Raw genomic sequence first — 18,685 nt, 5'->3', positions numbered from 1 at the left:
TGTAGGGCTTTTGTCATCGTTTTGTCATGTTGACGAACGTTAGCATGACAAAAATCCAACGAGATTGTTTGACGGCTGTTGCCTCCGTACCCCTCGTGGTAAGTGTTAAGAAATGGATAAATGGAGATTAGGCTGTAAAAACGGTGATAGCCACCTGCAGTAAACCAATGATGAAACCCAGCACCCCGCCCAGTATTTCTACAAACTTGAATTCCTTCGACATAATCTGTAGTAAAATGGTTTCCAGCTTGTCTGTAGAAAAGGCCGCAACTTTTTCGGTTACAATTTTTTCGAGGTCCAGCTGTTCTTTCAGTTCGGCGGCGTATTCGTGCATCAGCGATGGAAACAGCGTGGTCAGCTCTTCCATAAACACAGCTTTGAGCTTGCCAATGGTTTTGTCGCCAATAAACATGCTGATCATGGGCATTTCGGTGGCCAGTTTTTCCCGCAAAAAATGATCGATGTGCTTTTCAATGAGGGGCTGTACTTTTTCCAAGTTGCCCGGGCTGCTGATGGTGTTGGCTATTTCGTCGAAAGAGAGCAGTTCTTCACTTACAAGCTTGCCCAGTTTTTGGGCAAATTGCTGCTGCCGTTTGGGAAAAATACCCTGCACGGTAATGCCCAACACAGATACCGGATTGCGGGGATGAAAAAGCATTTTGATGGCTATCCAGTTGGTAAACCAACCGATAAACGCCGAGATGACAGGTATTAACCAAAGCCAGATATTCATGCTATGTGGGGCCTTTTACAAACAAAACCTCCTGACATGCAGGAGGTTTTATCTTGAAATTGAAAGAGGGAGAATGATGGGTCTCGAACCCACGGCCTTCAGTGCCACAAACTGACGCTCTAACCTACTGAGCTACACTCTCCGTTTTTTCGGAGCGCAAAAATAGGGAAATCAGTTTTGCAGAAACAAAAATAGCTGGCATTTTTTTCTTGCCTTGTTTTCGAAGCACGAATGCCGAACCCGTGTCTAGCTTTATTGCTGTTGAATAAAAAGCCTTCGGGGTTTGTTAATTTCAACCATCGGCTGCATAACATTGTAGTTTATCAGTACGTTTGAAACTCATGCGGAAAATCGGACAATTTATGATGAACAAAAGAGTATGGCCTTTCTTGGTGCCTGTTATTGCCCTGTTGGTTTTTGTTGGAATCAAAAGCTGGGGAAGCGGCAGATCTAACGAGCCGGGCAGCAAGTATGAACGCATTCTTACCATTGTAGCAGACCTGCTGGAGCAAGGTCATTACAGCCCCAAGCGTCTCGACGATAATTTTTCGAAGCAGGTGTTTAAAACTTACCTCAACAGCATCGACCCCGACAGAACTATTTTTCTGAAAAGCGATATTGATGTGCTGAAGCAATACGAATTAAAAATTGATGATGAGTTGAAAAATGGCAACATGGAATTTATTCCTGCGTTGGATGCCATTTACGCCAAGCGTTTGGCCGAATCTGCTACCATCTACAAAAGCATTTTGGCGAAGCCATTCGACTTTACGGTAAAAGAAACGGTGGCACTGGACATGGAAAAAGAGCCTTTTGCCAACAACGATGCACAGCGCCGCGAAAACTGGCGCAAACGCTTGAAGTATATGACGCTGGAGCGTTATGCAGATGCGTTGGAAAACCGGGAGAGCAATAAGAATGTCAAAGATTTTGTAGTAAAAGCAGACACTACGCTGGAGCGGGAAAGCCGCGAAAGAGTACTGAAAATTTGGGACCGCACTTACGACCGGTTGAAAAACAAATTCACCCTGGATGAAAAGTTCAATCAGTACATCAATACGATTGCTGAAACTATGGACCCGCATACGCAGTTTTTTCCACCTATTGAAAAAAGGGCTTTTGACGAAGCCATGAGCGGTGAATTTTTTGGCATTGGTGCACAGCTGAGTGAGCAAGATGGTGCTATTAAAATAGTAAGTGTAGTAACCGGCAGCCCCGCCTGGAAAAGTGGAGAAATACAAGTAAATGATGTGATTTTGAAAGTAGGGCAGGGTGCCGCAGAACCAGTAGATGTAACTGGTTTTGAAACAACCGATGCGGTTAAACTGATTCGTGGTCAAAAGGGCACAGAAGTGCGGCTGACCATTAAAAAAACTGATGGCTCAGTCAAAGTGGTTTCACTTATCCGCGACCGCATTGTGCAGGAAGAAACTTTTGCCCGCAGTGCCATCGTAAATGGAACACACAAAATCGGGTACATCTATCTTCCGGAGTTTTACGCCAATTTCGATGATCCGAACGGTGCCCGCTGTGCACGTGACGTGGCCAACGAAATCAAAAAACTGAAAGAAGCCAATGTAGATGGCATTGTAATGGACCTGCGCTACAACGGTGGCGGTAGCCTGCAGGATGTGATTCAGATGGTGGGCCTGTTTATTGAAGACGGCCCTGTGGTACAGGTAAAAGACCGTGATGGCGATGCTAGTATTTACCGCGATAAAGATAAGGGTGTATTGTACAATGGTCCGCTGGCAGTAATGATCAATGAGTTTAGTGCATCGGCATCAGAAATATTTGCTGCGGCCATTCAAGACTATCATCGTGGTATTGTAGTGGGCACACCCAGCTATGGCAAGGGTACTGTACAGCGCAACATTGGCTTGGATCGTAACACAGGCTTTTTTATGCCCGCTTCAGAGTTGGGCACACTCAAGCTTACCCTGCAGAAATTTTACCGGATCAATGGCGGTTCTACTCAGTTGAATGGTGTTACGCCAGACATCATTATGCCAGACAACTATGAATTTACAAAGGCCAGAGAGAAGCACAGCCCCAACGCACTGGGCTATGACGAAATTCCGAAAGCGCCTTACAGCAATTGGCCGGCAGGAGTAGACATTGCGCAGGCTAAATCGGCTTATCAGCTCAAGTTGCAACAAAACGAAGCCTTCCAAACCATTCGAACCAATGCTGAGTGGTTGAGTAAAGTAAACGAAGAGAAAGTGAACCTGTACCTGCCTGAATACCAGCAGTTGCAGAAGCAAATCCGGAAAACGGTGAAGCAAAATGACAGTCTGCAAACGCTGGATAAACCAATGGAAGTAGCTTTTATGGACGCTGACCAAGACCGGATTAATAAAATGGACAAGGATAAAAGCGAACGTTTTATGAATTGGCTGAAAGGCCTGAAAACCGACCGCTATCTGTTTGAAACCTCGAAGGTTTTGGATGATATCATTATAAAAGGAAAGACAGCTGCCCGGTAAGAGTAAGGTTTGCAGCCACAAAAAAGCGGCATAAAAAGCTGTATTTACCCATCGAAAATATTCGACAGATTTTTTTAAATCTTTGATAATCAATTGGGGCTGATAGGGATGTCGGCCCCAATTTGTTTATCCACCGGTCTTTATCCGGCCTTTGACGTGTATCTTTTTTAGATACATTTGCACACATTTCAGCATGCATTCCATGATTCAGATTAAACACCGTTCATTCAGCACACTTACGTTTGTTCTCCTCGTTTTAGTGTTGATAGTATCCTCTACTAGCTGTAAAGCCCCCAATTTAAACATACTCGGATCTTACATGGATTCCACCAAAACAGTGGGCCTCAGTAATTATCCTTTTCCTTATGAAGAACCGCAGATTAAGCGGTACGACATTGTGCGGGTAAAGTTTGCCGGCAGTAGTGTAGATGTAATGGAATTGCTGAACGGAAACGGAGGAATTCAGCTTGAAACGGTTAAAAAAACGAGTGAAGGCGCTGATCAAATTGGACAACAGGTTGACAAAGACGGTTTTCTGATTTTTCCACTCATCGGAAAAGTAAAAGCAGAAGGACTTACAAAAGATCAACTACGGCAAGAACTGTTGACTTTGGTGTCCCCCATTTTGAAAGAGCCTTATGTTTTTGTTGACCTCCCAAGCAGAGGAATTAGTTTAATGGGAGAGGTGGCCAAGCCGTCTAGTGTAACGCTGGTAAGAGAAAGAATGAATTTGTTGGAGGTTTTGGCACAGGTTGGATCGGTAACTGAATATGCTGATGTAGAAAATGTGAAGGTGTACAGAGAAAATTTTGATGGTACACGAGTGTTGGCACATCTCAACCTGAAAGATTCCTCTTTTTTAAACTCCCCTTATTTTTATCCAAAGCCAGATGATGTGGTGTATGTGCCTGCTATCAAACAAAAACTGGTTAAAAACTTCGGTCAGATGTATGCGCCAATTGCCACCATCGTGCTGGCATTAACAACGCTGATTGTAACCCTTTTGCGCTAATTTTTTTAGAAGTCCCCAACAAGAATTTGCATTATGGCCTCATCTGCTAAGAATAATATATCACAGGCAAAAATTGATTTAGGCAATCAGGAATCGAGCAAGTTTGATGTATTGAAGCTTGCCGCAAAAGCAGTTTCAATTTTGCCTTGGTATATCCTGTCTGTAATTTTTTGCTTGCTGGCAGCTTATGTGTATTTAGAGTTTGCTTCACCGGTGTACAATGCTTACTCGGTGGTAATGATACGAGACAGAAGGGTATCTGGCGATGAGCAAAAGGTATTAAGCTCGTTGAACCTCGGGTCAAGTGACCGCAGTATCGAAAACGAACAGGATGTACTGAAGTCGCTTACGTTGATGACCCGAGTGGTGGACTCGTTGAAATTGGATTTACAGTTTCATATCGAAGGACGTATTCGCAAGTTGATGTTGTATGGCAAAGCGGCGCCATTTATTGTTGATTATTATCAGCCCGGCGACCATGAAAATGGCAACGTTTTTTTTGGAGAAAAGAAAGTACGTATCAATAAAACCAAGCTATGCAATTGAAGACGAAGCTGGCAAATTGACGGAATACAATTATGGTGATACCATTTCACATTTAGGCCATAGGTTGTCGATGCGTCGCAACCCTACCTACCGGGAAAATCCTAACAGCACCGTATTTGTTTCTTTTCAGGAAAGGACCTCATTGGCCGATGGTTTGCGCAATGCGCTATCAATGGCGCAGACACATGAATTTGGTGGCGTATTAGAATTGTCACTAAACGATAACATTGCTCAAAGAGCTCAGGATATTTTGAATGTATTGGTTGTAAAATACATTCAGGCAGGTCTTGAAGACAAGAATACGCAATGGCGCAATTCAATAAGTTTTTTGAATGAACGTTTGGCACTCATCAATCAAGAATTGGCCGTAGCCAAAAATGATGTAGCTGAATTCAGATCTAAAAACCTGATAAGTGCAGACGCCAGCGACAATGTGCAGGAAATTATTACTCGTTCTTCTGGTTTAATGCAGGCCGAAGCTTCTATTAGTACTGAACTTGAGGTGGTGAATGGCGTGTATAACTACATCGTCAACAATAAAAACTTGTATGAATTGGTTCCATCTACAGTGGGCATCCCTGATGCGTCATTGTCAGAACTCATAGCCACTCACAATGGATTGATTCGGGAACGGATCAACAAACTCCAGGTTGGTACTGAACAAGATCCAATTGTGCAAGGGCTTAATGTTGCCATTGCTAATTCAAGACAAAATCTGATCACCAATATTCGCAATCTGAAGCAGGCCATTCAAACCCGATTGGATGCTGCCAGAAAATCGTTGCAGGCCAATCAGGTAGAGGCAGCCAACATGCCACTTAAAGAGTTGAAATTATTCAATCTTGAAAAAGAAGCCAGGGTTAAAGATGAGATTACCAACTTCTTGCTGCAAAAGAGGGAAGAAGCAGAACTGAGTGTAGCATCAAATACCAGTGATGCCCGTGTGCTCGATCCAGCTTTGAATCAAGGTCAGGTAAAACCTGTTCGATCACAAATCATTCTGTTTTCGATTCTCATCGGATTGATTATCCCTACAGTGTTGCTCATCATCTTCGAAATATTCAACAATACCATTGGTGACCGTGCAGAAATTGAAGCCTCTACAAGTGCACCTATCATTGGTGAGATTGTGTACAAACAGGCTGACGATCCGCTGGTGGTAACACCTAAAAGCCGTTCAGCTATTTCTGAACAGTTCAGGCTTGTGCGTACAAACCTGAAGTATTTATCTGTAGACAGCCCCATCAAATGTGTGACCTCTACTTCGTTTATGAGTGGTGAGGGTAAGTCCTTTTTCTCCATCAATTTGGCCGCAGCTGTGTCCTTGGTAAAGGAGAGAGTACTCTTGATTGAACTTGACTTGCGTAAGCCAAGGGTAAGCCGATATTTGGGCTTTGATAACAAAGTAGGGTTAAGTAATTACCTGATTGGTTCTGAAACAGACCTGAGCAAAGCCATTTTGAAAGTACCCGGTTACAACAACTTTGATATGTTGCCATCGGGACCAACGCCACCCAATCCGTCCGAACTTATTTTGAGTAAAAAGATGGAGGAAGCCATGGCCTGGATTCAGGCGAATTATGATTTTGTCATTATTGATACTTCACCCATTGGTCTTGTTACGGATGCGCTGTTGTTGGATAAATTCTCAGACTTTACCTTCTTTATCGTTCGTCATAAATACACCTATCGATCTACTCTCACCTTCATTGAAAAGATTTATGAAGAGCAGAAGTTTAAGAACTTAGGTATTGTGGTTAATGGTATTAAAACCGGGGCTGGCGAAAACTATGGCTACGGTTATGGCTACGGCTATGGCTATGGCTACGGATATGGTTACGGTCATTACGGCAACAGTAAGAATAGTTCTGGCTATTACATGGAAGAAGAAAGGAAGAAAGGATTTATAGCAAGAGTGTTAGGTATTTTTGGATTGTAAATGCCGCACTGCTCTACACAGGAAATGCATCGAATTCGTTCACGTTTTGTATTTAGCTACGTTTGTATTACTTGTTGTAATACACCGCCAACACGGCTATGAAATAAATTGAATCATCTTCAGTTGAGTATCTATGAAAGTTTCCGGATCAAGTGCCGCCTTACAAGTGCTTACCGGCTCTTTTTTTGGAAAGTTTATCAACCTTGTTGCACTCGCATTAGTTACTCCGCATTTGGGACCAAGTGGATTCGGTCAACTGGTAGTAGTGGGTATTATAGTTGGCATCTTCAATATCGTTATTGATATCGGGTTTGAAAACTATTATATCTACAGAACGAAGATTACAGGTCCGGAAAGAACTTCGGCAGAGGATATCGAAACGATTGAGCACATCGTATTTACACTCAGGTTTTATTCAAATCTGATTTTATTTACTGCTCAGATTGTAGCCTCGTTTGCGCTGACGGGTATATTGTTCGATAGCCCGGTAGATACCTATCTGCGTATACTTTCATTGAATTATCTTTTTGCCATTCCTGGCAGAATCAATGAAATACGATTTAAAAAAAGAATGCAGTTTAAAGTGGTCGCCCAGTCGAAAGTATTGGGCGACTTAATAGGAGCAACCGCTAAAGTTATATTGGTTTTTTCAGGCTTGGGCCTGGTCGGTTGGGCCATCGGCATTGTAGCAGGTGGAGCGGTTAATACGCTGTATCTTGCCAGAAGAGGCGGTTATAAACCCAAGCTTATCAATATTCCGGTTCGTTGGCGCAAAGAAGTTTTTTGGTTTGCGAGACACTCTTGGTTCTCGGGTGTCGGCATCTACCTGAATAATCAGGTTGGAAATATCTTACTCAAAGCATACATGCCATTGACCAATATTGGCTACTTGCAATTTGGGTATTCTTATACGGTTGAAATTCAGTCGGGCATACTGGCTTCACAGTTGCATGTTATGCTCCCGTATTATTCTAACTTTCAACACGACCGGCCACGTGTAAGTAAGGCTATTAATCAACTAATAGAGCTATCGTTATTAGTTATGGGTGGGCCTGCCATTATTGGTGCAGTTTACGCAGAAGAATTGGTGATTTTTTTGTTTGGTGAAGTGTGGAGATCCGCTATTCCAATTGTTCAGATATATTGTTGTTACGTAGTGTTGAGAATACTCGTTTCTCCTTGTCTTAGCATCTTAAGTGCCTTAGGTAAAATGAAAGAAACTACGTTTATTACCTATTCGAATTTAATACTGGGTGCTCTGGCGTCGCTATTTGTTTTGGTATTTACAAAAAGCATTATTTGGTATGCGGTAGCTTTTGCTGCTACCGGGCTTGCAACAGAGTATGTAAAAGCGTTACTTGGATTAAAGCTTTTGAAAATTGCGCCAACTTCACTATTTCTTGATGTTAAAATGAACTTGATAAGCCTGGCAATTCTGAGTTGCGCAGCAATGACCCTGCAATATTTTTATCAACCGGAAGGCATTATGGGATTGGCTTTTTCATTTGGCCTTCTACTCGCAATATTGTTTGGAATACAGTTTTATTTAAACCGGAAAGTATTTGTATACCTGTTTGAAAAACTCAAAATTTCCACCTCATTCTTATCAGTAAAAAATAAGTAAGATCAGGAAGTTGTTTCAACGTATTACAACTTCGGCTCAATAATTTCTATCTACAATGAGTACAACAAAGTCACGCCGTATTTTTCTTTATGTTCCTGATGGGGTGGGGGTCAGAAATTATTTATATGCAGATCTTATCTCAACAATCAATGCTTCTGCTACAATTGGCATGTATCATTCCTTGCCTGCATTTGTAACAGACGAAGTAGAAAAAGTGCATGGAAAAGTGGTTGAATTGCACCAAATCCCTGCTTTTACTGAGCAGCGAAATGAACGGCTGCTTAGAGACATAGCAACATTCGCAAGGTTGATGCGCAACAGTGCGGTTAGAAACAACAATCGCATTTGGAAAAGTTTATTGCTGCTGAAAAAAAGAAGGGCTTATGGAAAATATACTATCCACTAATCTGTCAATTGGCTAAGCTTGCAGCTACAAACATTGCATGGATTGATAAGATTGATAACCTGCTGAATAAGCAATATGCAAAAAATCCAGCAGCACCTGCATTGGAAGCATTGCTGCGGCAAACGAAGCCGGATGTGATTTTGTGCACTCACCAACGTGTTCCGCAAGCATCAACCTTTGCCGAAGTATGTAAGAAACTCGACATACCATTTGTAACTGCAATTTTTTCATGGGATAATTTGCCCAAATCAAGAATTGCCCCTCAGGCTCATAAGTATATTGTTTGGAGTAGCTATATGAAACGAGAAATGGAATGGTACTATCCAACCATTACGCAGGAAGATGTCATTATCACAGGTACACCCCAGTTTGAATGTTACGCAAAGAGAGCATTGCATCAGCCAAAAGAAGAATTTCTGGAACAATGGAATTTGCCGAAGGATAAAAAACTGGTGCTCTTGAGTGGCAATGACATGACTAGTCCGAATGATCATTATTACTTCGAAGATATAGCCGATGCAATCATGCAAATGCCGGAAGCGGAGCGTCCACATTTAATCCTGCGTCGTGCACCGGTTGATGCGTCAGGCAGGTTTGATGCCTTTGCCATGAAGTATGCGAGTATACTTACCACTATCGATCCTTTGTGGACAAACCCTAAATCTGAAAAAGACGGGTTTGCTTCATTGCCCACCTTTGCAGACGTTGCACTACTCACTAATCTCTGCTTGCATTGCGATTTGGTGGTAAACATTGGCAGTACAATGGGGCTCGATTTTGCACACTTCGATAAGCCTGCTGTCTACATCAATTATCCCAAGCCATACAATGCAGATTGGTATGACATCGATTTTATATACGGATTAGAACACTTCCGTACGCTTGATGGGCTCGACGCTGTACTTTGGATAAAATCAAAGTCCGATATTGTGCGGGTGATACAAGCCGGTCTTAACACGCCGGAGGCAGTGGCTACACAGCGCAACGAATGGAAGCGAAAACTGACAGACGATATACCCAATGCGTCTGAAAATATTGCCCGTTTGTTGTTGCAATTGGCTACAGACAAAAAGAACAACCAGTAACAAGAAAGCAGCATCACAACATGAGTAAAAGAAAAATATGTGTCGTCATCACGGCACGCCCTTCATACAGCCGGATAAAAACAGCTTTGAAAGCCATTCAGGAGCATCCAGATCTACAACTACAGTTGGTGGTGGCAGGCAGCGCCTTGCTCGGCCGATATGGCAATGCGTTAGAATTTATTGAGAAAGACGGATTTGTTGTTGATGAAAAAGTATTCATGGTACTGGAAGGCGAAAATCCGACTGCAATGGCTAAAACCACCGGCCTTGGTATCATGGAGTTAGCAAATGTTTTTTACAACCTGAAACCCGATGTTGTCATTGCTATTGCAGATCGGTTTGAAACCATTGCCATCAGCATCGCAGCTTCTTATCAAAATATTCCACTGGCACACGTACAAGGTGGTGAGGTTACAGGTAACATAGATGAAAAAGTAAGACATGCCAATACCAAGTTGGCTGATATACACTTTGTAGCCAGTGAGTCTGCCAAAGAAAGAGTGATTAAGTTGGGAGAAGATCCTGCTTATGTATTCAATACCGGCTGCCCATCCATCGACTTAGCGGCCCATGTAAAGGAAAATGCGGCACTTGATTTTAATGTATATGAAAAATATGGTGGCGTAGGTGCAACCCCAGATTATAGCAACGGGTATCTGGTAGTAATGCAGCATCCCGTTACTACAGAATATCAGGAGAGCAGAAGGCATGTGTTACAGACAATGGAAGCCGTTGCCAATCTTGATTTGCCTGTGTTTTGGTTTTGGCCAAATGTAGATGCCGGCGCCGATGGAACTTCAAGTGGTATTCGCCATTACCGAGAAGTGCATAAGCCCGCTAATATCCACTTCTTCAAAAACATGGAATCGGAAGATTTTTTGAAGTTGTTATTGAATGCAAAAATGCTGATAGGCAACAGTAGTGTTGGTATTCGTGAATGCGCCTATTTGGGTGTGCCCGTTATCAACTTAGGAAGCCGCCAAAACAGAAGAGACAGGGGCAATAATGTAATTGATACGAATTACGATGCCGATAGTATTACTGCCGCTATTCAGCAACTGCTCAATAGCGAAAGACCTGCGCCATCCAACGTGTATGGCGGTGGCGATGCAGGAAAAAAAATCGCAGATATACTAGCTACCATTGATTTGCGATTTCATAAAACCATTATGTATTAATGAAACGTGTACTCGGATACATACCCGCAAGAGGTGGAAGCAAAGGCGTACCTGGCAAAAACAAAAAAATGCTGGGGGAACGGCCGTTGATTGGCTATACAATTTTAGCTGCACAGCATAGTGCATGTATCACAGAATGCTTTGTTTCTACCGACGACGACGAAATAGCCAGCATAGCTAAAAGCTATGGCATTGAAGTGCCAAGAATGCGACCTGCACATTTGGCATTGGATGCTACACCAATGCTGGATGTAATGCAGGATGATATTGCTTTTCTGGCATCATTAGGAAAGGAGTTTGATTATGTAGCCATTTTGCAACCAACAAATCCTTTCAGATCAGTTGGCTTTATTGATGCCTGTTTTGAAAAGCTGATAGAGCTGGATGCAGATACACTTGTATCAACTACTGAAGTGCCACAGAAATACAATCCTCACTGGGTATTCGAAGAAAACAAAAATGGGTACTTAAATATTTCTACCGGAGAAGAGAAAATTATCACTCGCCGGCAACTGCTTCCTGTTACCTACATACGTGACGGCTCGGTATACATTTTCAAAACAGCATTATTGCAACACAATACTTTTTACGGTCCTAAACTAGTGGGCTATCCAATTAATCAGGAAGTATTGGTAAACGTGGATACACCAGAAGATTGGCAAATGGCAGTAGCATTGCTGGATTCTTTTTTGGCAGCTAATCCGGAATATAAATAGGTAAAGCTATGTGTGGAATTGCAGGCATTATAGGAGAGGGGCACAAAGAAGTGTTACATCAAATGTTGCATGCACAGCGCCATCGCGGACCCGACAATACTAGTATTTGGAATGGAACAAACATTGCGCTGGGGCACAACCGGTTGTCGATTATCGATTTAAGCGATGCAGCTAACCAGCCCATGCATAGCAGCACTGGCAGATTCCACATTGTATTCAACGGAGAAATTTATAATTACAAAGAACTACGGCAGCAATACCTGACTGATACACTTCTAAAAACACATAGCGATACAGAAGTACTACTTGCCCTGTATGAAAAAAAAGGCATTGACATGCTGCCCCTGTTGATAGGCATGTTTGCTTTTGCCATTTGGGATAGTGTTACAGAGACTTTAATTGCAGTTAGGGACAGGTTTGGAGTAAAGCCCTTTTATTATGCTAAGCAAGATGGGCAGTATTTTTTTGCCAGCGAAATAAAATCAATTTGGCAGGCAGGTGTGACTAAGCAAACCAATGACGAAGTGTGGGCAGGCTTTTTTGCGCATGGAATGTACGGACAGCCCAACCAAACTTTTTGGCAGCACATACATGCTTTGCCTGCTGGTCATTATGCAGTGTTTGAAAAAGGGAATGAACCGAAACTGCATCAATGGTTTCGGTTAGAAGAGGAGGTTCAGCACATTAAACATGCACAAGATGAAACCGAAATAGTTAGCAACTACAGCGCATTAATGAATGGTGCAGTTGCCTTACGCTTCAGAGCCGATGTGCCTGTTGGCTTTAATATCAGTGGAGGCCTAGATTCGAGCACGTTGCTCAATGCAATTCATAATGCCTACCCTGAAAATGATAGCATAAATGCCTATACGTTTTATTGCAATGATGAACGATATGATGAGTTGCCTTGGGTAAAACAACTTATAGAACATACCCGTAAGCCGCTGCACCCTGTATTACTTCGGGTTGAAGAAATACCTGCATTGGCCCATGCAATGGCTATTCAACAAGACGAGCCTTATGGCGGCATTCCAACAATAGCATACAGCCAAATTTTTAAGCAAGCCAGACAAGAAGGCGTATTGGTATTGCTTGATGGCCAAGGAATGGATGAGGCATGGGGCGGCTATGATTACTACTATAAATCCGGAGGTGGAATCATACAGGGTAGCAATGCTGCACCGGTACTGCCTGCTACACTTGATGGCAGCTTTGCAAGTTTGGCGGTTGCTCCTCAATACAAAAAGCCATTCGACAACGATTTGCAAAACCTTCAGTACAGGGATATTTTTTATACAAAATTTCCAAGAGCACTTCGGTTCAACGACAGGGCCAGTATGTTGTACAGCACCGAGTTGAGAGAGCCATTTTTGGATCATCGCTTGTTGGCTTATGCATTTGCTTTGCCCAAGCATATGAAATTCAGAGATGGCAATACGAAATTTGGTTTGCGTCAATTGGCCATGCGTTCTATGCAACAGCAATTGGTGCTTGCACCAAAGCGGCCTTTACAAACCCCACAACGTGAATGGTTGCGTGGGCCTTTGCGTACATGGGCTCATGATCATATTGCTACACTCACAGGGTCATTAAATAATGGATGGTTCAATGCAAAAGAGGTAGAGAAAGGCTGGCAGCATTTTCTGGATGAGAAAACGGACAACAGCTTTTTTGTGTGGCAGTGGATTAATGCTGCGATGCTTTTGCAAGCGTAATCAATGCCTATGCAGCCTGCGAATCACCATACAAATGATACCTCTTCAACATTGGTGCTGTTAGTGCCTGATGGTATTGGCGTTCGCAATTATCTTTTTACCGATGTGCTAAAGTATTTGCATCAGGCTGGTGTACGCATTTTTTTATTGCATCGTTTGGCGCCAGCAGTAATTGAACAAGTAGCGGAGTTACATCCCAATACATTCGAAGCTGTGTATTTGCCTGATATAGCAGAAGATCGCAGCAGTGATTTGTTGCGTCGGCTATGTATGTTCATAAGGATGCATCGGAATGCTAGAGTACTGAACAATAAAAGCATTGCAGACAACTGGTTTTTCTTTAGTACACAAAAAGGCAGCAAGAAATTATTGTTCCTAAGCATGAATGTGCTGGCAGGGTTGCTGGCAAAATCTGCATGGCTGAGTGGTAAGGCCGAAGCCTGGTTGCGACGTAAAATGATTCATGCGGATGCCGGTAAATTATACGCTTCATTGTTGCAGCAGTTGAAGCCAGATATGATGTTGTGTACACACCAGCGTTCCATAGAAGCAGGCTATGCTATGAGTGTAGCCAATACGTTGGGCATTCATACCTGCAGCGTTATTTTTTCCTGGGACAACCTGCCGAAAACAAGGATGACCTACGAAGCGAATGATTGGTTGGTTTGGAGTAATTGGATGAAACGGGAATTACAGCTCTTATATCCCAATATCAATGCAAACAATATTCATGTAACAGGCACCCCTCAGTTTGATGCGTATTACGATGCAAGGTTGTATTGGAGTGAAGAAAAGTTTCATGAGTTCTTTGGCACTCAAGGCAAGAAACATGTGTTTTGTTTTTCTGGTAATGAGCCTTCGTTTCCTTCCGATCATTTGTACCTGTCAGATGTATTAAATGAAATATCCAAACTGCCGGAGGCAAACGATTGTGCTGTTTTAGTAAGGCCATCACCCAATGATTATAGTGGAAGGTTGGAGGCTGTTGTCAACAAGTTTTCAGGTTTGGCAATAGTGGCCCGGCCCTTGTGGAAAAGAGAAGGAGACCGTGATTGGGAAACCAATATTCCCACCCCTGAAGATGGAGCGGTATTGGTAAACTTGGCGTTGCATTGCGATGGATTATTCAACATAGGTTCTACCATGAACCTCGATTTTGCACACCTCAATAAACCTGCTGTCAATTTTGCATACAATCATCCTGGCTGTCCTCATTTCGATATTACTCAAGGTTACTTGCAGGAACATTTAAAAACATGGGAAGGACTGAAGGCTGTGGTAATACTCCAAAAGAAAGATGATTTGCAGCCGCTATTACAAGAGCTGATACATGCTCCACATTTGCTGGCTCCGGATAAGCTTCGGTGGAAGAAAATGATAACCGATGATATTTATCCAGCCTCGGAAGCATTGGCCAATTGTGTAATAAAATTGATGCAGCACAGACGGCATGACTCATGAACCAAGAAAAGCGAGAACTATATTTGTTGAATGCATTTTAATTGCAACATTCCATGGCATATATTATTGCAGAAATAGCACAGGCACACGACGGCAGTTTGGGCATCTTACACAGTTATATAGATGCATTGGCAAAAGCCGGTGTACATGCTGTAAAGTTTCAAACGCATATTGCCGAAGCAGAAAGCAGCGCCTTTGAACCTTTTCGGGTAAAGTTTTCAAAGCAGGATGAAACTCGTTTCGATTACTGGCGCCGCATGGAATTTACGGAAGCACAATGGATGGATATAGCAGCACATTGTGCAGATGCTGGTGTCGATTTTATGTCGAGCCCATTTTCAATTGCAGCTGTTGACTTACTCGAAAAGACACACATTAAAACGTATAAGGTTGGCTCTGGCGAAATCAGCAATCTGTTGTTGCTGGATAGAATTGCAGCAACCGGAAAAAAAGTAATTATTTCCAGCGGCATGAGTAACTGGCAGGAGCTGGATGAGGCAGTTGCCTTTTTGAAAGCCCGTCAGGTTGAAACATCCATTTTGCAATGTACCACCGCATACCCAACACAACCATCAGAGTGGGGGCTCACCTATATGCAACAAATGCGTGACCGCTATCAAGTACCCGTTGGCTTCAGCGATCATAGTGGCACTCCCGTAGCATGCCTGGCAGCAGCTGCACTTGGTGCAAGTATATTAGAGTTTCATGCCGTGTTTGACAGGCGCATGTTTGGCCCCGATGCCAAAGCATCTTTAACCATTGATGAAATCGCTTTTTTGTGTGAAGGCGTAGCAAATATTGAAAAAGGACTTCAGCCTTTGGCGTTGAAAGAAGACAACAGCCAATTTGCTGCATTGAAAGTGATGTTTGGAAAATCATTGGCCGTCAATAAAAACCTGCCAGCCGGGCACATCATTTCTTTGAATGATTTAGAATCTAAAAAGCCTGGAGATAAAGGCATTCCTGCAAATCAATATCAGCAGGTGCTGGGTAAAAAACTCAACAAGGCATTGCAACAATGGAGTTTTCTGACAGCAGATGACCTCTCATAAATAAATGACTAAGTATGCATTTGCATAAACCCAAAATAGTGATAGCAGAAGCTGGCGAATACAGTTCAGCAGCTTTGGCTTTGTATCAACAGTTGGGAGAGCTGCAACAATTTTTGTCACCAGAAGAAAATGGGTTTGCAGATGCTATTGCCCATGCCAATGTGCTTGTTGTAAGATTGGCCAAGGTTTGGAATGCAGCTTCTTTGGCTACGGCTCAACATTTACAATACATTCTTACACCTACTACTGGTCTCGACCATATTGATACAACCTATTGCGCATTAAAGGGTATTCAGGTTGTATCGCTTCAAGGCGAAACAGATTTTCTTGATCATATTCCTTCTACAGCTGAACACACATGGGCATTGTTGTTGGCATCAGTGAAAAAAATTGTGCCTGCAGTTGCAGACGTGCAGCAAGGAGCGTGGAACAGAAACAATTGGAAGGGTAATAACCTGCAGGGTAAAACCATCGGTATAATAGGTTTGGGTAGGGTGGGCCGGCAAGTGGCACGGTTTGCAGCAGCTTTTGGTATGCATTGTTTGGCTTATGATATTCATCAAGAACAGCTTAAGCTTGCAGCTGTTCAGCCTGTGCCATTGGTTGACTTGTTGCAGCAGAGTGATGTAATTAGCATTCACATTCCCGGTGCAGGCAATGATGATTTTTTATCTGCTGAATTGCTACAGCAATGTAAACACGGTAGCATTCTAGTAAATACTTCCAGAGGAAATGTATGGAACGAATCTGCAGTAGCAGAATTATTAGAAACAGGTCATATTGCCGCTGTAGCTACAGATGTCATTCATGAAGAACTTTCAGGGCAATTAACCAAGAGCCCGTTGTGGCAACTGGCTCAGTACAACAACCGGGTGCTCATTACCCCACATATTGCAGGGGCCACTTATGAATCGATGGCTACAACGGAAATATTTATAGCTAAGAAATTACAGCAAGCACTTCTGCAATAAAAAACATCTAATCAATACTTCCAATCCTTGTCATATCTGCCATGGAACGGTCGAAAATAAAGCCTTCCGGCAATGGATTTTCTGTAAACCAATTAAGCGTCACTTTCCTGGAGAAGTCGGGCGGGTTGAGGTACCAGGGAAAATTTTCATGCTGGAAAAAGAGTGCATCCTGTAACGCAATTTGCATTGCCGCATTTGTATCACTGGTCACAAAGTCAATCCAGTTGCAACCATGCTTCATCGCCCAGGCTACACATGCTTTTGGATCATTACAGGTTACCAATCTCAAACCACCGGCACTCAAGGCAAGTTGAGCAATATCTCCCCAACTAAATGCTACACTTTGCAAATGTGGCTGTTGCCATAAATAGCCATTGGGTTTTTGCAGGCCTACCGGTGGTTGTTTAGTGGTAAAAAAATCGGGATCGTTTTGAAAGTCTGTGTTTGGCCGGGTCCATATCCATCTTTGCAGCAGTGGTTGTTCGTGCCATTTTTTTCTGCGTAGAAGTGATGCACCGGCATCATTGGCTACCGCAACAGCTAGTGGGCCAAAATGTCTTGCGGCATCAAACAATATATCAGGAATGTTTTGTTTGCGATAGTTTGTGTCGACCAAAATGTTGACTAGCCAAACTAATCCGCCAGCTTTAATAAAGCCCATGTGGCCAATAATTTGCTTGGCTTCATTTTCTGCCACTATACATTGCCCGTATGCAGGGTTGGTAAACATCCAAGCCCAAAAATTTTGATTGTACAAAGGATGCCCAGAAGGATAGTAGCAGCTATAAAATTTTGACAACTGCCCATGATCTTGTATGGTGGCAAGTCTTGCCTGCATGCTATTATTAGTCCGGTAAAAAACGATTACAGTCTATACGGGGCAGGGCCCAACGATTGTTAGTCCAGTCTGCTTCGCTTAATGGGCGGTTTTCTACTGCAAATGCACAAGCTGTTTGTTGTTGCAAATAGGATGTACAGAATTCATCGTAAGAATTGTGGTAGCCGTATGGATAACAAAAACTCAGTGGTTGATGTGCTGGCAACCATTGTTGTAAAAAATGTATCGACTGGTCAATGTCTGACTGCTGCTTAGCGACAGGCAGATTGCTCATTACATAATGCGAATAGCCATGCGCCCCAAAATACATGCCAGCCTGCTGCATGTCCGATGCCTGAGACTGGTTGAGGTAAAATTGCTGCATGATGGGTTTTTCATCAAAGCCAAACTGATGGAGCAACTGTTCCAAAATACTATCCTGATCTTGCGGCGTTACAAAAAAGTTTAATCTCGCTTTAATATCTGAAATGATTTCTTCCTGCTGCAACCCCTCGTACACACTGGCTTCAAACCGCTGCTTGTAGGCAGGCACTAATGGATATTTTTCCATCAGATTGAGGCATGCAGTTTCCAAAGTTTTTGCCGGACAATTGGCTAGCAGATAATGCAACCGATGCACATTCAACAACCTGTTTTCTACAAAGTTTTTGCCATTCAAAAAAAACAAACCGGATAATCCACGTTGCTGTAATGCAGGAAAAACGTGTGTATAATGATCGATTAATCCATCATCAAACGTGAGTAAATACTGATGGGGTTCAGGTTGAAAATCCGGCACAAATAAATCGGCCGGATGAATGATACTACCGGTCTTGCTGAAGAAATCAAGCTGCCAATTAAAAACATCAAGCGGCAATACAGATTTGTTGTTGGCAAAATCTGTATGCGGCCGCACATAATGGTACATGATGACTTTCATCCTT

Annotated in this window: 16 protein-coding genes and 1 tRNA gene; 13 read left to right on the top strand and 4 right to left on the bottom strand. The window is 42.8% G+C overall.

All coding sequences use genetic code 11. The features are described 5' to 3' along the window. Positions 1-127: 127 nt before the first annotated feature. Positions 128-733, bottom strand: a complete 606-nt coding sequence (locus GLV81_RS12360; RefSeq protein ID WP_157479141.1) for a DUF445 domain-containing protein — start codon at positions 731-733, stop codon at positions 128-130. A 68-nt stretch (positions 734-801) separates the two neighbouring features. Further along, positions 802-875, bottom strand: a tRNA-His gene (locus GLV81_RS12355). A gap of 220 nt (positions 876-1,095) precedes the next feature. Here GLV81_RS12355 and GLV81_RS12350 point away from each other — a divergent pair. The 13 genes from GLV81_RS12350 (at position 1,096) to GLV81_RS12290 (ending at position 16,924) form a co-directional block, all read left to right on the top strand. After that, the gene (locus tag GLV81_RS12350; RefSeq protein ID WP_157479140.1) at positions 1,096-3,219 is read left to right on the top strand and encodes a carboxy terminal-processing peptidase; all 2,124 of its coding nucleotides are present in this window, start codon (positions 1,096-1,098) and stop codon (positions 3,217-3,219) included. A gap of 202 nt (positions 3,220-3,421) precedes the next feature. Further along, positions 3,422-4,231 carry a polysaccharide biosynthesis/export family protein gene (locus GLV81_RS12345; RefSeq protein ID WP_197428282.1) on the top strand — a complete coding sequence of 270 codons (810 nt, stop codon included), beginning with the start codon at positions 3,422-3,424 and terminating at the stop codon, positions 4,229-4,231. A 33-nt stretch (positions 4,232-4,264) separates the two neighbouring features. Next, positions 4,265-4,777, top strand: a complete 513-nt coding sequence (locus GLV81_RS12340) for a Wzz/FepE/Etk N-terminal domain-containing protein (protein ID WP_157479138.1) — start codon at positions 4,265-4,267, stop codon at positions 4,775-4,777. Further along, positions 4,731-6,716: a polysaccharide biosynthesis tyrosine autokinase gene (locus GLV81_RS12335; RefSeq protein WP_197428281.1), complete on the top strand. Its 1,986-nt coding sequence runs from the start codon at positions 4,731-4,733 to the stop codon at positions 6,714-6,716. The genes GLV81_RS12340 and GLV81_RS12335 overlap by 47 nt, the downstream gene beginning before the upstream one ends. 133 nt (positions 6,717-6,849) lie before the next feature. After that, complete coding sequence (locus tag GLV81_RS12330; RefSeq protein WP_157479136.1) at positions 6,850-8,340, top strand: oligosaccharide flippase family protein; 1,491 nt, start codon at positions 6,850-6,852, stop codon at positions 8,338-8,340. Positions 8,341-8,395: 55 nt separating this feature from the next. Beyond that, a complete protein-coding gene (locus GLV81_RS12325) occupies positions 8,396-8,746 on the top strand; it encodes a hypothetical protein (RefSeq protein WP_157479135.1) in 351 nt (116 codons plus the stop codon). An 8-nt stretch (positions 8,747-8,754) separates the two neighbouring features. Continuing rightward, a complete protein-coding gene (locus GLV81_RS12320) occupies positions 8,755-9,831 on the top strand; it encodes a glycosyltransferase family protein (RefSeq protein ID WP_197428280.1) in 1,077 nt (358 codons plus the stop codon). Between the two features lie 20 nt (positions 9,832-9,851). Next, complete coding sequence (neuC, locus tag GLV81_RS12315; protein WP_157479133.1) at positions 9,852-11,009, top strand: UDP-N-acetylglucosamine 2-epimerase; 1,158 nt, start codon at positions 9,852-9,854, stop codon at positions 11,007-11,009. Then, positions 11,009-11,725 (top strand): acylneuraminate cytidylyltransferase family protein, encoded by a 717-nt coding sequence (locus tag GLV81_RS12310; RefSeq protein ID WP_157479132.1) that lies wholly within the window; start codon positions 11,009-11,011, stop codon positions 11,723-11,725. The genes neuC and GLV81_RS12310 overlap by 1 nt, the downstream gene beginning before the upstream one ends. An 8-nt stretch (positions 11,726-11,733) precedes the next feature. After that, positions 11,734-13,440, top strand: coding sequence for an asparagine synthase (glutamine-hydrolyzing) (asnB, locus tag GLV81_RS12305; RefSeq protein ID WP_157479131.1), 1,707 nt, complete (start codon positions 11,734-11,736; stop codon positions 13,438-13,440). A gap of 9 nt (positions 13,441-13,449) precedes the next feature. Then, on the top strand, positions 13,450-14,901 hold the full coding sequence (locus tag GLV81_RS12300; protein WP_157479130.1) for a hypothetical protein: 1,452 nt from the start codon (positions 13,450-13,452) through the stop codon (positions 14,899-14,901). A 53-nt stretch (positions 14,902-14,954) separates the two neighbouring features. Beyond that, a complete protein-coding gene (locus tag GLV81_RS12295) occupies positions 14,955-15,953 on the top strand; it encodes an N-acetylneuraminate synthase family protein (protein WP_157479129.1) in 999 nt (332 codons plus the stop codon). Positions 15,954-15,967: 14 nt separating this feature from the next. Next, positions 15,968-16,924, top strand: coding sequence for an NAD(P)-dependent oxidoreductase (locus GLV81_RS12290; protein ID WP_157479128.1), 957 nt, complete (start codon positions 15,968-15,970; stop codon positions 16,922-16,924). Positions 16,925-16,931: 7 nt separating this feature from the next. Here GLV81_RS12290 and GLV81_RS12285 read toward each other — a convergent pair whose 3' ends face one another. Both GLV81_RS12285 and GLV81_RS12280 read right to left on the bottom strand, forming a co-directional pair. After that, positions 16,932-17,654: a hypothetical protein gene (locus GLV81_RS12285; RefSeq protein ID WP_157479127.1), complete on the bottom strand. Its 723-nt coding sequence runs from the start codon at positions 17,652-17,654 to the stop codon at positions 16,932-16,934. A gap of 115 nt (positions 17,655-17,769) precedes the next feature. Continuing rightward, positions 17,770-18,681, bottom strand: coding sequence for a polysaccharide deacetylase family protein (locus tag GLV81_RS12280; RefSeq protein ID WP_157479126.1), 912 nt, complete (start codon positions 18,679-18,681; stop codon positions 17,770-17,772). Between the last annotated feature and the right edge of the window lie 4 nt (positions 18,682-18,685).

It is taken from the genome of Phnomibacter ginsenosidimutans (assembly GCF_009740285.1).
Lineage (GTDB): Bacteria > Bacteroidota > Bacteroidia > Chitinophagales > Chitinophagaceae > Phnomibacter > Phnomibacter ginsenosidimutans.
Note: the sequence above shows the minus strand (reverse complement) of the source record. Positions and strands in the feature narration are given on the sequence as shown.